We start from the raw sequence: 12,466 nt of genomic DNA, 5'->3' as shown, positions 1-12,466 counted from the left end.
GTTGCTTAGACATACTGCGACGCGAGAGGCCGGGACATGGCAGAGCCGAGGATCTTCACGTCCGCCGACGAACTGAAGGCGGCGGTGGGCGAGCAGTTGGGGCACAGCGACTGGCTGGAGGTCGACCAGAAGCGGATCGATCTGTTCGCCGAGGCGACGGGTGACCACCAGTGGATCCACGTGGACCCGGAGAAGGCCGCGGCCGGTCCCTTCGGGACGACGATCGCGCACGGGTATCTGACGCTGTCGTTGCTGCCCTTGTTCGGCCCTCAGCTGATCGCGGTCGAGGGCGTCACGATGGGTGTCAACTACGGGACGAACAAGGTGCGTTTCCCCGCGCCGGTGCCGGTGGGGTCGCGGCTGCGCGCCACGGCGAGGATCACCGGGGTCGACGAGGTGACGGGCGGTGTCCAGGTCTCCGTCGGCTTCACCGTCGAGCGGGAAGGCGGCGACAAGCCGGTCTGCGTGGCGGAGTCCGTCTCCCGGTACTACTTCTGACGGACGGGGGCGGGTGCCGGACGGCCGGGGGCCGGGCGCGGGGCCGCCGGACGCCGGACGCCGGGCCGCCGGGCGCCGGACGCCGGGCGCGGGTGACGGACGCCGGGCGCCGGGGGCGGGTCACGGACGGCCGGGGGCGGGTGCCGGGCGGCCGGGGGCGGGGCGGCCGGGCGCCGGGGGCGGATGACGGAGGGCCGAGCGCCGGGGGCGGGTCACGGACGGCCGGGGGCCGGGGGCCGGGCGCGGGTGACAGACCGCCGGGTGCCGGACGCGGGTGACAGACCGCCGGGTGCCGGACGGCCGGGTGCCGGACGCGGGTGACAGACCGCCGGGCGCGGGTGCGCTGTCGCGGCGCGCGCGGCTTCCCGCGCCCCCGACGCGGCGCTACTTCTCGGCCCCGACCATCCTGAGCACCAGATCCGCGTACAGGTCGCCGACCATCTCCGGGGTGCGCGGGCCGTTGACGTTGAACCAGCGGGCCACGTCGATGCACAGGGAGAGGATGGCGAGGGTGGTGCCGGGGACGTCGGGGACGTCGAACTCGCCCGCGGCCACGCCGTCCTCGATGATCGCGCGCACCTCGGCGTCGACCTGCCGGCGCAGGGCGATGATCTCGGCACGGGCGTCCGCGCCGAGCGAGTCCAGTTCGTACTGCACGACCCGCGCGGTGGTGCGCCCCCCGGCGTGCCAGCGGACGAAGGAGCTCACGGCGTCGGCGAGCCGCTCGGTCGGGCTGCCCTCGCGGCTGCCCGCGGTCCGCAGGATGTCGAGGGCCTTCTCGTGGCCGATCCTGCTGATCCGGTGGAGCAGCTCTTCCTTGGTCTTGTAGTGGATGTAGAGCGCGGCGGGGCTCATTCCCGCCCGGCCCGCGATGTCCCGGGTCGTGGTCGCGTGATAGCCGCGCTCGGCGAAGGCGTCCACGGCGGCGACGAGCAGCCGCCGTGCCGCGTCCGGGGTGACCTCGGCCCACGGCTGCAGTTCGCCGCCGGCCGTCTCCTCCGCCGTACTCATCGCTCGCTCGCCCCTTCCAGTGACAGGACGAACACCATACCTCCGATACTGAGCGGGCGCTTAGAGCGCCCGTTCGGAGCCGCCCGGAATCGCGGCTCCACCCCGGCACGACGTCACGGCCTCACAGCTTGTCGAAAGGGTCGTGCTCTGCGAGGAGCTTCTCCAGGCGGGCCTGGTCGACGCGGCTGACGATCTGGCCCGCCTCCTGGCGGTCACGGATCACCTTGGCCAGGGTGAACGCCGAGGTGACGAGGTACAGCACGGCGATGCCCAGGAAGGCCCGCACCCAGGTGTCGGCCTCCAGCTTGTAGATGCCGATGGCGGTCGCGACGATGGCGACGCCGAACGAGGCGACCGCCTGGCCGTAGAAGGCGGCGGTGGACTGCTGCTTGACCTGTGTCTCACTCATGCGACCAGGGTCGGCGGAGGTGGCCGGAACCACATCCGCCCGGGTACTCAGACCGCGTACTCAGGTCGCGGGTTTTGTGGCGGGTCCGGCGGTGCGCTCCGCCGCGGGTCCGGGGCGTGGACCGGGTGCGCCTCAGAACGCCGAGACGCCGGTCAGCGCACGGCCGATGACCAGCTTCTGTATCTGGCTGGTGCCCTCGTACAGCGTCATCACCCGGGCGTCGCGCAGCAGCTTCCCGACCGGGTACTCGTCGATGTAGCCGTAGCCGCCGAAGACCTGGAGCGCGTTGTTCGCGGCGCGCACCGCGGCCTCCGAGGCGAAGAGCTTGGCCTTCGAGGACTCGGTGGCGAACGGCTCACCGCGGTCGACGAGATCGGCGACGCGCCAGGTGAGGAGCCGGGCCGCGTCCACGTCCACGGCGATGTCGCTGATCAGTTCCTGGACCAGCTGGTGGCGGGCGATGGCCTTGCCGAACTGCTCGCGCTCGGTCGCGTACGTCACGGCGGCCTCCAGCGCGGCCTGGGCGATCCCCACGCAGCCCGCCGCCACCGACATGCGGCCCTTGGCCAGCGCCGACATGGCGACGGCGAAGCCCTTGCCCTCGGGACCGAGCATCGCCGAGGCGGGCACGCGGACGTCCTCCAGGACCAGTTCGGCCGTGGCCTGGCCGCGCAGTCCGAGCTTGCCGTGGATCGTGCGGCGGGTCAGGCCGGGGGTGTCGGCCGGCACCAGGAAGGCGGACACGCCCCGGTGGCCGGGCGCGTCGGTGGAGCGGGCGAAGAGCAGCACGACGTCCGCCCAGGTGCCGTTGGTGATGAACATCTTGGTGCCGCTGATGACATATGCGTCGCCGTCGCGCACGGCCCTGGTGGACAGGTTGCCGGCGTCGGATCCGGTGCCCGGTTCCGTGAGACCGAAGCAGCCGACGTACTCGCCGGAGGTGAGCCCCGGCAGCCAGCGTCGCTTCTGGCTCTCGTCCCCCCAGGACGCGATGGTCTTGGCGACGAGTCCGAGGGAGACGGAGACGATGCCGCGGACCGAGGAGTCGCCCCGGCCCAGCTCCTCCGTCACCAGGCAGTACGCGAGGTGGTCGCCGCCGCTGCCGCCGTACTCCTCGTCGACGGTGAGGCCGAGGAAGCCGACCTCGCCGAGCTTCTTGACGATCGAACGGTCCACGTCCTCGGCGCGGTCCCAGGCGATCACGTGCGGGGTGATCTCGCGGGCGACGAAGTCCCTGGCCAGCTGCCGGACGGCGGTCTGCTCCTCGCTGAGTTCCAGGTTCACCGTGATCACTCCTGCTTTTAATTAGCACTGCTAGTTTCTGAGGCCCAGCCCTACTATGTGCGCCATGGCCCGACCGCGCAAGCCCCTCCTCAGCACCGACCGCATCGTCGCGACGGCACGGACCCTGGTGGACGCCGAAGGGCTCGCCGCGGTGTCGACGCGGCGGCTGGCGGCGGAGCTGGGGGTGAGCGGGCCCTCCCTCTACAACCACTTCCGTACGAAGGACCAGATCCTGGAGGCCGTCGCGGACTCCGTGAGCGCGCAGGTCGACCTGTCGATGTTCGAGGACGGACGGGACTGGCGGACCGCGCTGCACGACTGGGCCGTGTCCTACCGGGCCGCGCTGCGCGACCATCCCCACATCGTGCCCCTGCTGGCGCGGGGGCCGGGGCGCAGGCCGGCCGGCCTGCGGGTCGCGGACGCGGTCTTCGGGGCGATGGTGGCCGCGGGGTGGCCCCCGGCGCAGGCCACGTCCATCGGGGCGCTGATGCGGTACTTCGTGACCGGGTCCGCGCTCTCCTCGTTCGCCGGGGGGTTCGTGGACGACGAGACGGCCTACGATCCCGCGGACTATCCGCACCTCGGGCAGGCGCATCTGCTGGCCGAGCAGCAGGAGAAGATCGACGAGCGGGCGTTCGAGACGGGGCTTTCCGCGTTGCTGGACGGGTTGAGTCTGCAGTTCGAGGGGTTGCGGGGGTAGGGGCCCGGGGGGGCGGAGGGGGTAGTGGCGGGGGCGGGTTGCCGTCTGCCGGCCCGTGGGGGTTGCTCGCGCCGTTCCCCGCGCCCCTCGAAGCCGCTGCGCGGATCAGGTCCGATGACGACTGACCGTCCGTGACGGGTGCTCGCGCCGTTCCCCGCGCCCCTCAATGTCGCTGCGCGGATCAGGTCCGATGACGGCTGACCGTCCGTGACGGGTGCTCGCGCCGTTCCCCGCGCCCCTCGAAGCCGCTGCGCGGATCAGGTCCGATGACGACTGACCGTGCCGGCACGCCCTGGACACGGGCTGGTGCGTACGCGCCCTTCAGGGGCGCGGGGAACTGCGCGACCGGCCCCCACCGGCCCGCGGACTCGGCACGACCCCGGCCCCCTCCGGCAGCGACGGGTCCGAAAACCGCGAGCCCTTTTCCACCGCCCCGCCTAGCCTCTGGAACGTGATGATCTCCCGCCGGCCCACCGCCCCCCGTACGGAACTGCTCGCCGCCGCCGCGGCCGGCGTCACCGTGCTGCTGTGGGCCTCCGCCTTCGTGTCCATCCGCAGCGCCGGCGAGGCGTACTCACCCGGCGCACTGGCCCTCGGCCGTCTCCTCTCCGGCGCGCTGGTCCTCGGCGTGATCTGCCTGATACGCCGCGAAGGACTCCCGCCGCGGGCCGCGTGGCCCGGGATCGTGGTGTCCGGGCTGCTCTGGTTCGGCCTCTACATGGTCGTGCTGAACTGGGGCGAGCAGAAGGTCGACGCGGGCACCGCCGCCCTCGTGGTGAACGTCGGGCCACTGATCATGGCCCTGCTCGCCGGGTGGCTGCTCGACGAAGGGCTGCCGTCACGGCTGCTCGCCGGCATGGCGGTCTCCTTCGCCGGCGCGGCGGTCGTCGGCCTCTCGATGTCGGGCGAGGGCAGCGCCTCCGTGCTCGGCGTCCTGCTCTGCCTGCTCGCCGCGGTGGCGTACGCGGGCGGTGTGGTCGCGCAGAAGCCGGCCCTGCGGCACGGCTCCGCACTCCAGGTGACGACGTACGGATGCGTGATCGGCGCGGTGGCCTGCCTGCCGTTCGCGGGACAACTGGTGTCCGACGCCCAGGACGCCCCCCTGTCCGCGACCCTCAACATGGTGTACCTGGGCGTCTTCCCGACCGCCCTGGCCTTCACCACGTGGGCGTTCGCGCTGGCCCGTACGACGGCCGGGCGGATGGGCGCCACGACGTACGCGGTGCCCGCGCTGGTGGTGCTGATGTCCTGGGTGGCGCTCGACGAGGTGCCGGGCTGGATCACCCTCGTCGGCGGTCTGGTGTGTCTCGCGGGGGTGGCGGTGTCGCGGTCCGGGCCCCGGGCGGGATCCGGACCCGGGGCGGGAGCGGTCGCGACGGCCACGACCGCTCCCCCCGCCACGGCGGTCGGCGCGGCTCCGGAGCCAGGTCCGCAGCCGCGGTCCGAGGGCTCCTAGCCGGCGGGCCGGGGTGCGCCGGCCCGGGACCGGTTCCAGGCGCCGGTCCCGAGCTGATTCCAGGGGCCGGTGCCTAGAACATCACCAGCGCCCGGCCGCCCTTGCCCGCCAGCATGTTCTCGAACGCCGACGGGATGCCGTCGAGCCCGATCCGTTCGGTGACGAGGGCGCCGAGGTCCAGCCGTCCGGCCCGCACGTGCTCGGCGAGGAGGGGCAGGTCACGGGCCGGGGCGGAGTTCCCGTAGACGCAGCCGGCGAGCGTGCGGCCCCAGTGGAAGATCTCCAGCGCGTTGAAGGTGACCTGCTGGTCCTTGCCGCCGATGCCGACGACCGTCGTGCGCCCGCCCCGGCGGGTGGACTCCCACGCGGTACGGATCGTGACGGCACGGCCGGCGCACTCCACGGCCACGTCCACACCCTGTCTGCCGGTGAGGCCGCGGATCTCCCGAGCCGTGCTGTCCGAGGCGATGACGTACTCGGTGGCTCCGGCCTCGCGCGCCAGGGTCTCCTTCTCCGACGACACGTCGACCGCCACGATCGTCGAGGCACCCGCGATCCGCGCGGCCTGGATCGCCGCGAGCCCGACCCCGCCGACGCCGAAGACGGCGACGGTCTCGCCGGCCCGGACCTTGGCCGAGTGGTGCACGGCCCCGTAGCCGGTCAGTACGGCGCAGCCGAGCAGGGCCGCGTCCGCCAGCGGGATCCCGGCCGGCGCCGGCAGCACGCAGGCGGCCGGCACCACCGTCTCCTCGGCGAACGCGGCGACGTTCAGGCCCGGGTGCAGGTCCGTGCCGTCCGAGGAGCGGTGGGCGTAGACGTTCGCGGCCCCGGCCAGCGCGTCGGCGCACAGCCAGATCTCGCCGAGTGAGCACGCGTGACACCGTCCGCAGGACGGCGCCCAGTTGAGCACCACCTCGTCGCCGGGCGTGATGCCTGCCACGCCGGGGCCGACGGAGACCACGGTCCCCGCCCCTTCGTGGCCGAGTACGGCCGGCACCGGGAGCCGCATGGTGCCGTTGGTCAGTGAGAGGTCGGAGTGGCAGACCCCGGCGGCGGCGAGGCGGACCCGCACCTGGCCGGGGCCGGGCTCCGGCAGGTCGATCCCGGTGATCTCCAGGGGAGCCCCGACGGCGGGCAGCACAGCGGCGCGAGTCATGACGTACAACGCTCCTAGGACTCTGGACTTCGGAACTCTAGAACTGCAGGGACTTGGTCTGGAGGTACTCGGACAGTCCGTGCGAGCCCAGCTCGCGGCCGACGCCCGACTGCTTGTAACCGCCGAAGGGCGCCCGGGGGTTGAAGCGTCCGCCGTTGATGTCGACCTGTCCGGTCTCCAGGCGTCGCGCGAAGGCCACGGCCTCCGTCTCGTCCCCGGCCCAGACGGCGCCCGCGAGCCCGTACACCGTGCCGTTCGCGATGCGCAGGGCGTCCGCCTCGTCCTCGTACCGGATGATCGACAGGACCGGGCCGAAGATCTCCTCCTGGGCGATCGCCATCTCGGGCGTGACGTCCGCGAAGACGGTCGGGCTGACGAAGTAGCCCTCCTTGCGCGGGGCTTCGGGTCCGCCCGCGACGAGCCGTGCGCCCTCGCTCACGCCCTTCTCGATGTACCCGACCACGCGTTCGCGCTGTTTGGCGTTGACGACCGGGCCGATGCGCTCGCCGTACTTCGCGGCGGCGTCGGCGGCCAGGGCGACCGCCTCGTCGTACTGGGCCTCGTGCACCAGCATGCGGGTCCAGGCGCTGCACGTCTGGCCGGAGTTGGACATCACGTTGGCCACGCCGACGTTCACGGCCTTGGCCAGGTCGGCGCTGGGCAGGATGACGTTGGCGGACTTGCCGCCCAGTTCCAGGGCGACCTTCTTGACGGCCGCGCCCGCGGTCGCGCCGATCTGCCGGCCGACGGCCGTCGAGCCCGTGAAGGAGACCAGGTCCACGCCCTCGTGCTCGGCGAGCGCCTGGCCGGCGACCGGGCCGAGGCCGGTGACGAGGTTGAAGACGCCGGCCGGCACACCCGCCTCGTGGACCGCCTCAGCGAAGATCTGCGCGGTCAGGGGGGTGTCCTCGGCGGGCTTCAGCACCACCGTGCACCCGGCCGCGAGGGCGGGGGCGACCTTGGCGACGATCTGGTGCAGCGGGTAGTTCCACGGCGTGATCGCTCCGACGACGCCGACCGGCTCCAGATAGACGGTCGAGTTCCCGACCTTCTCCTCGAAGGCGTACGAGGCGGCGAGGTCGGCGTACGAACCGGCGACCGCGATCGGCGCTCCGACGTGCACGGCCTGGGAGAACTTGAGCGGCGAGCCGAGTTCGGCGGTGACCGTCCCGGCGATCTCGTCCTTGCGGGCGACGAGGACGTCCCGCAGGGCGGCGAGTCGCGCGGCGCGTTCGGCGGGCGGGGTGGCGGCCCAGGCCGGGAAGGCGGCGCGCGCGGCGCGCACGGCGGCGTCGACGTCCTCGATCGTGCCGGCCGGGACGAGGGCGATGACCTGCTCGTCGGCCGGGTTCACGACGGCGATCGTGTCCGCCCCGGCCGCGGGGCGCCACTCGCCGTCGATGTACATGCCGTCGTGTGCCTTCATGCGTTCCTCCCGGGTGGGCGTCGTCGTCCGCCCCCCAACCTAGCCGTCGTCCGCGCCCCAAACTAGCGCTGTTAGTTTTGTGACACCAGTGACCGCCCGCCGGCGGTCCCGGCGCCCCGTCAGGAGCGCCCTTCAAAAGGCGCCCGTTCAGGGCCGCGGGGGAACCGCGTGATGGGCCGCGGCGTACCCGAAGCCGGCGTCACGCCTCCAGGTCCGGCAGACGGGCCGGGGTCGGGCAGATGCGTACGCCGTGGTGGTCGAAGACGTACAGGTGGGCGAGGTCCACCAGCAGCGGCACCTGCATACCGTGGCGCAGGGCGTGGTCGGGCGTCGTCCGCACGATGAGGTCCCCCGGCAGCCGCGCCTCGGCGGACCCCGGCGCCCGCTCCCGCATCCGCTCCCGGTCCGCCACCCGCTCCGCCTCGGCCTCGGCATCCGCCGCATCGCGGTCCAGCACCACGACGGGCCCGGCCCGCAGGCTGCCCGCCCGGTCCCGCAGCCGGTCCAGGACCCCGCCCTCCCGACGGCGGCGCCGAAACGGCCGCGCCACCGGCCTGGGCGCCTCCAGCTCCGGTACGAGCGCCGGCTGCGACCCCGTGTTGAGGTGCACGAGCACCTCGTGGCCCTGGAACTCCACATGCTCGACGAGCCCGCTGATCGCCACCTCGCCGGGCCTGGCCTGCCCGGGCCTGGCAAGGCGCACGGCCTCCGAGCGGAGCCCGACGATCACCTCGCGGCCCTGCTGCACACGGAGCAGCCGGTGGTCAGGCGACAGCGGTTCGGGCAGGACGAGGGACTGGCGGCCGAGGCCGATCGACATGGCACCGTCGAGCGGGGCGAGGACGACACCCCGGAGCAGGTTGATCCTGGGCGTGCCGATGAACGCGGCGACGAAGACGTTCTCCGGCAGCGCGTAGACCGCGCGCGGGGTGCCGACCTGCTGGAGGACACCGCCGCGCAGGACGGCGACCCGGTCGCCGAGCGACATCGCCTCCGACTGGTCGTGGGTGACGTACACGGTGGTGACGTCCAGGTCCCGGGTGAGCCGCGCCATCTCGGCCCGCAGGTGGTTGCGGAGCTTGGCGTCGAGATTGGCCAGCGGCTCGTCCATCAGGAAGGCGGAGGGGTGGCGGGCGATCGCCCGCCCCATCGCCACGCGCTGGCGTTCCCCGCCGGAGAGCTGGTGGGGGAAGCGGTCGAGGAGCTCCTCGATGCCGAGCATCCGGGCCGTGGCCTCCACGCGCGGCGAGGGATCCTGCCCCGGTGCCTCGATGCGCAGGGGGAAACCGATGTTCCCGCGGCTGCTCATGGTCGGGTAGAGGGCGTAGTTCTGGAAGACCATCGCCATGTCCCGTTCGGAGGGCGGGAGGTCGTTGGCGTACGCGCCGTCGAGCCGTACCTCCCCCTCCGTGGGCTCCTCCAGGCCGGCGATCATGCGCAGCACGGTCGACTTGCCGCAGCCGGACGGGCCGAGCAGCACGAGGAACTCACCGGGGGCGATGTCGAGCGACAGCCGCTCCACCACGCGGACGCCCGGCGTGTAGGACTTGCTCACCTGGTGCAGAGAGACGGCACGTGGCATGAGACGTGACCCCCGGGGTCCCACGGGGCGCTGGTGCTCCGCGGACGGACGGCTCGTACGGGTTCGCACGGGACCTGTGAGTCACGGAAGCTAACGCACCGCGCATGCGCGGGGAAGACTTTGGACAAACCAACTCAGGGGCGCCGGCGCGTCGTTCGGCGTTCCGTGGGTCGTTCTCCGCGTTCGGGCGCAGGGGCGGGCTCCTCGCGGCGGCGGCCCGTTTCGGACACGGCGGCGGTACGGCCCTGCCGCAGCCCAAGGCCCGAGGCGATCAGCAGCAGCCCGCCGAGCATCACGAACGGCGCGGCCACGCCGGCGAACCCGGCGATCAGGCCGGCGGCGGCGGGCGCGGCGACCTGACCGAGCCGGTTGCCGGTCAGCCGCAGGGCGAGGGCCGTGGAGCGGGCGTCGTCCGGAGCGGCCTGGACGACCGTGGTCATGGACAGCGGCTGGCCCGCGCCCAGGCAGAAGCCGAGCACGGCGAGGACGACGGCGAGGCCCCAGACCGGTACGGGCAGGGCGATCGCCGCGCACAGCAGGGCCGCCAGCAGGCAGGTCGTGGTGAGCAGCGCGGCCCGGCCCAGCAGCCGCAGCATCGGTGTCATCACCAGCCGGCAGGCGATGGTCGCCGCCGCGCGCAGGCTGAGCAGCAGACCGATCACGGAGGGGGCGATGCCCCGGTGCTCGCCGACCACCGGCAGGTACGCGGTGAGGATGTCCGTGGCGGAGAGCACGGCGAGACTGATGAAGATGCCCGCCGGCACGCCCCGGGTGCGCAGGATGCGGTGCACGGGCACGCGGTCGCCCCGTCCACCGCGGGACGTGCCCCGCGTACGGTGCTCGATGCGCCACAGGGACACGAACGAGAACGCGGCGACGCCGCCCGCGGCCAGCAGGGCGAGGGCGCTGGTGCCCGCCATGTCGGGGCCGCCGATCATGGCTCCCGCGGCGATCGGCCCGACGAGCTGGCCGAGGGAGGCGCCGATGGTGAAGTGGCCGAAGTTGCGGTCCTGTTCGTGCGGCGCGGACTGCCGGGCCACCAGCGACTGGGCGCCGATCACGAAGGAGAGGTGCCCGAGGCCCATCACACCGCTCCAGGCCGCCATCGCGGAGAGGTTGCCCGCCGTACCGCTGAGGGCACAGCCGCCGGCGATGAGGACCACGCCCACCGGGAGCAGCGGGGCGCACCGGCCGTGGTCGGTCCTGCGGCCGAGCGGTACGGCGGCGAAGAGCGGGAGCAGCGCGTACACCCCGGCCATCACGCCGATCGCGCGTTCGTCGGCGCCGAGCGCGAGGGCCCGGTAGGAGACGGCGGGCCGCGCCATGGACACCGCCCCCTGCGCGAAGCTGAAGGCGATGACCAGGCGGAGCAGCCAGCCGCGGCTCCCGCCGGGCCGCACGGTGACGTTCTTCATCGGACGGCCATGGGTCAGATGATGCCGAACAGGATTCCGGCGCCGAGCACCACGAGCGAGGTGAGGACGGCCCACTTGACCACGAACTTCGTGTGGTCGCCGAAGTCGACCCTGGCCATGCCGACCAGGACGTACACGGCCGGGACGAGCGGGCTCGACATGTGCAGCGGCTGGCCGACGAGGGAGGCGCGGGCGATCTCCAGCGGTGAGACGCCGTGCGCGGCGCCGGCCTCGGCGAGGACCGGCAGGACACCGAAGTAGAAGCCGTCGTTCGACATGAAGTAGGTGAGCGGGAGGCTCAGGGCGCCGGTGACGAGGGCCATGTGCGGGCCCATGCCGTCGGGGATGCCGTCGACGAGCCACTTCGCCATGGAGTCGACCATGCCGGTGCCCTGGAGGACGCCGGTGAAGACGGCGGCGGCGAAGACCATGCCGGAGACGTTGAGGACGTTGTCGGCGTGGGCGGCGAGACGTTCCCGCTGGTCCGGGATGTGCGGGAAGTTGACCGTCAGGGCGAGCGCGGCGGCGAGCAGGAAGAGGACCGGGATCGGCAGCAGTTCCATGATCATGGCGGCGATGAGGACCGCCGTGAGCAGCGCGTTGAACCAGTACAGCTTGGGTCGCAGCGTCGGGCGGTTCGGGTCCAGGCCCTGGAGGCGTACGTCGTCCACGTCGTCCGCGTCGGGTCCGCCCCCGGACCCGGCCGGGGCGCCGGCCTCGGTACCGGAGCCCGACCCGCCCGTGGCCTTGGCGAGACGCACCTTGCCGTCACCGGAGCCGCTGGAGGCACCGGCACCGACCAGGACCGTCTCGTTCTCGTTCTCCTCCTCCTTCTCCCTCTCCAGGACGTCGGCCAGGCTCAGCACGCCGAGGCGCTTGCGCTCGCGGAGGCCGAGGACGTACGAGAGGGCGATCACGCAGACCAGGCCGACGGCGAGCGCCGGGATCATGGGCACGAAGATGTCGCCGGCGTCGAGCTTGAGCGCGGTGGCGGCGCGGGCCGTCGGGCCGCCCCAGGGCAGGGTGTTCATCACGCCGTTGGCGGTGGCGGCGACACCGGTCATCACCACGAGGCTCATCCCGAGGCGCTTGTAGAGCGGGTACATCGCCGACACCGTGATCATGAAGGTGGTCGAGCCGTCGCCGTCCAGGGAGACGATCGCGGCGAGCAGGGCCGTACCGACGACGATGCGCATCGGGTCGGCCTTGCAGAACTTGAGGATGCCCCGGACGACCGGGTCGAAGAGGCCGACGTCGATCATGACGCCGAAGTACACGATGGCGAACATCAGCATCGCGGCGGTGGGCGCCAGGGTGCCCACCCCTTCGATGACGTAGTCGCCGAGGTGGGCGCCCTTTCCGACGAACACGCAGAAGAGTGCCGGGATCAGCACGAGCGCCGCGATCGGCGACATCTTCTTCATCATGATCAGGACCAGGAAGGTCGCGATCATGGTGAAGCCGAGGATGGTCAGCATGAGTGGATACCTAACGTTCGCCCTTGAACTCCCACCAGGGCCGGCGGTTCG

The 12,466-nt window shown here is 72.7% G+C and carries 11 protein-coding genes; 3 read left to right on the top strand and 8 right to left on the bottom strand.

Going from position 1 to position 12,466, the window contains the following annotated elements; translation table 11 throughout:
* The first annotated feature begins 36 nt into the window (after positions 1-36).
* On the top strand, positions 37-498 hold the full coding sequence (locus ACFYXC_RS27815) for a MaoC family dehydratase (protein ID WP_388913905.1): 462 nt from the start codon (positions 37-39) through the stop codon (positions 496-498).
* Positions 499-882: 384 nt separating this feature from the next.
* On the opposite strand, the gene ACFYXC_RS27810 is transcribed toward ACFYXC_RS27815, so the two are convergent.
* The 3 genes from ACFYXC_RS27810 to ACFYXC_RS27800 form a co-directional block, all read right to left on the bottom strand.
* Positions 883-1,509, bottom strand: coding sequence for a TetR/AcrR family transcriptional regulator (locus ACFYXC_RS27810; protein ID WP_388913907.1), 627 nt, complete (start codon positions 1,507-1,509; stop codon positions 883-885).
* A gap of 121 nt (positions 1,510-1,630) precedes the next feature.
* Complete coding sequence (locus ACFYXC_RS27805; RefSeq protein WP_388913910.1) at positions 1,631-1,918, bottom strand: YiaA/YiaB family inner membrane protein; 288 nt, start codon at positions 1,916-1,918, stop codon at positions 1,631-1,633.
* A 132-nt stretch (positions 1,919-2,050) separates the two neighbouring features.
* Entirely contained in the window at positions 2,051-3,202 is a 1,152-nt protein-coding gene (locus tag ACFYXC_RS27800) for an acyl-CoA dehydrogenase family protein (protein WP_389554553.1), read from the bottom strand.
* Between the two features lie 64 nt (positions 3,203-3,266).
* Between ACFYXC_RS27800 and ACFYXC_RS27795 the strand changes: the two genes are divergently transcribed.
* Both ACFYXC_RS27795 and ACFYXC_RS27790 read left to right on the top strand, forming a co-directional pair.
* Positions 3,267-3,902, top strand: a complete 636-nt coding sequence (locus ACFYXC_RS27795; RefSeq protein ID WP_388913916.1) for a TetR/AcrR family transcriptional regulator — start codon at positions 3,267-3,269, stop codon at positions 3,900-3,902.
* A gap of 454 nt (positions 3,903-4,356) precedes the next feature.
* The gene (locus ACFYXC_RS27790; RefSeq protein ID WP_389554645.1) at positions 4,357-5,358 is read left to right on the top strand and encodes a DMT family transporter; all 1,002 of its coding nucleotides are present in this window, start codon (positions 4,357-4,359) and stop codon (positions 5,356-5,358) included.
* 73 nt (positions 5,359-5,431) lie between these two features.
* Here the strand turns inward: ACFYXC_RS27790 and ACFYXC_RS27785 are convergent, their stop codons facing one another.
* The 5 genes from ACFYXC_RS27785 to ACFYXC_RS27765 all read right to left on the bottom strand — a co-directional run bounded on the left by ACFYXC_RS27785 (position 5,432) and on the right by ACFYXC_RS27765 (position 12,415).
* Entirely contained in the window at positions 5,432-6,514 is a 1,083-nt protein-coding gene (locus tag ACFYXC_RS27785) for a Zn-dependent alcohol dehydrogenase (RefSeq protein ID WP_389554551.1), read from the bottom strand.
* 37 nt (positions 6,515-6,551) lie between these two features.
* Entirely contained in the window at positions 6,552-7,940 is a 1,389-nt protein-coding gene (locus tag ACFYXC_RS27780; protein ID WP_389554549.1) for an aldehyde dehydrogenase family protein, read from the bottom strand.
* 199 nt (positions 7,941-8,139) lie between these two features.
* Entirely contained in the window at positions 8,140-9,522 is a 1,383-nt protein-coding gene (locus ACFYXC_RS27775) for an ABC transporter ATP-binding protein (RefSeq protein ID WP_389554547.1), read from the bottom strand.
* A 134-nt stretch (positions 9,523-9,656) separates the two neighbouring features.
* Positions 9,657-10,922 carry an MFS transporter gene (locus ACFYXC_RS27770; RefSeq protein WP_389554643.1) on the bottom strand — a complete coding sequence of 422 codons (1,266 nt, stop codon included), beginning with the start codon at positions 10,920-10,922 and terminating at the stop codon, positions 9,657-9,659.
* A 29-nt stretch (positions 10,923-10,951) separates the two neighbouring features.
* Positions 10,952-12,415 carry a CitMHS family transporter gene (locus ACFYXC_RS27765; RefSeq protein ID WP_389554545.1) on the bottom strand — a complete coding sequence of 488 codons (1,464 nt, stop codon included), beginning with the start codon at positions 12,413-12,415 and terminating at the stop codon, positions 10,952-10,954.
* Between the last annotated feature and the right edge of the window lie 51 nt (positions 12,416-12,466).

This window comes from Streptomyces sp. NPDC002701 (genome assembly GCF_042889045.1).
Taxonomy (GTDB): Bacteria; Actinomycetota; Actinomycetes; order Streptomycetales; family Streptomycetaceae; genus Streptomyces.
This window is presented reverse-complemented; position numbering and strand designations above follow the sequence as displayed.

Bases quoted from the DNA above. Each gene is read 5' to 3' on its own strand.
- ACFYXC_RS27780 (WP_389554549.1), bottom strand. From the start codon at position 7,940: ATGAAGGCACACGACGGCATGTACATCGACGGCGAGTGGCGCCCCGCG.
- ACFYXC_RS27790 (WP_389554645.1), top strand. From the start codon at position 4,357: ATGATCTCCCGCCGGCCCACCGCCCCCCGTACGGAACTGCTCGCCGCC.
- ACFYXC_RS27785 (WP_389554551.1), bottom strand. From the start codon at position 6,514: ATGACTCGCGCCGCTGTGCTGCCCGCCGTCGGGGCTCCCCTGGAGATC.
- ACFYXC_RS27815 (WP_388913905.1), top strand. From the start codon at position 37: ATGGCAGAGCCGAGGATCTTCACGTCCGCCGACGAACTGAAGGCGGCG.
- ACFYXC_RS27795 (WP_388913916.1), top strand. From the start codon at position 3,267: ATGGCCCGACCGCGCAAGCCCCTCCTCAGCACCGACCGCATCGTCGCG.
- ACFYXC_RS27805 (WP_388913910.1), bottom strand. From the start codon at position 1,918: ATGAGTGAGACACAGGTCAAGCAGCAGTCCACCGCCGCCTTCTACGGC.
- ACFYXC_RS27810 (WP_388913907.1), bottom strand. From the start codon at position 1,509: ATGAGTACGGCGGAGGAGACGGCCGGCGGCGAACTGCAGCCGTGGGCC.
- ACFYXC_RS27765 (WP_389554545.1), bottom strand. From the start codon at position 12,415: ATGCTGACCATCCTCGGCTTCACCATGATCGCGACCTTCCTGGTCCTG.
- ACFYXC_RS27775 (WP_389554547.1), bottom strand. From the start codon at position 9,522: ATGCCACGTGCCGTCTCTCTGCACCAGGTGAGCAAGTCCTACACGCCG.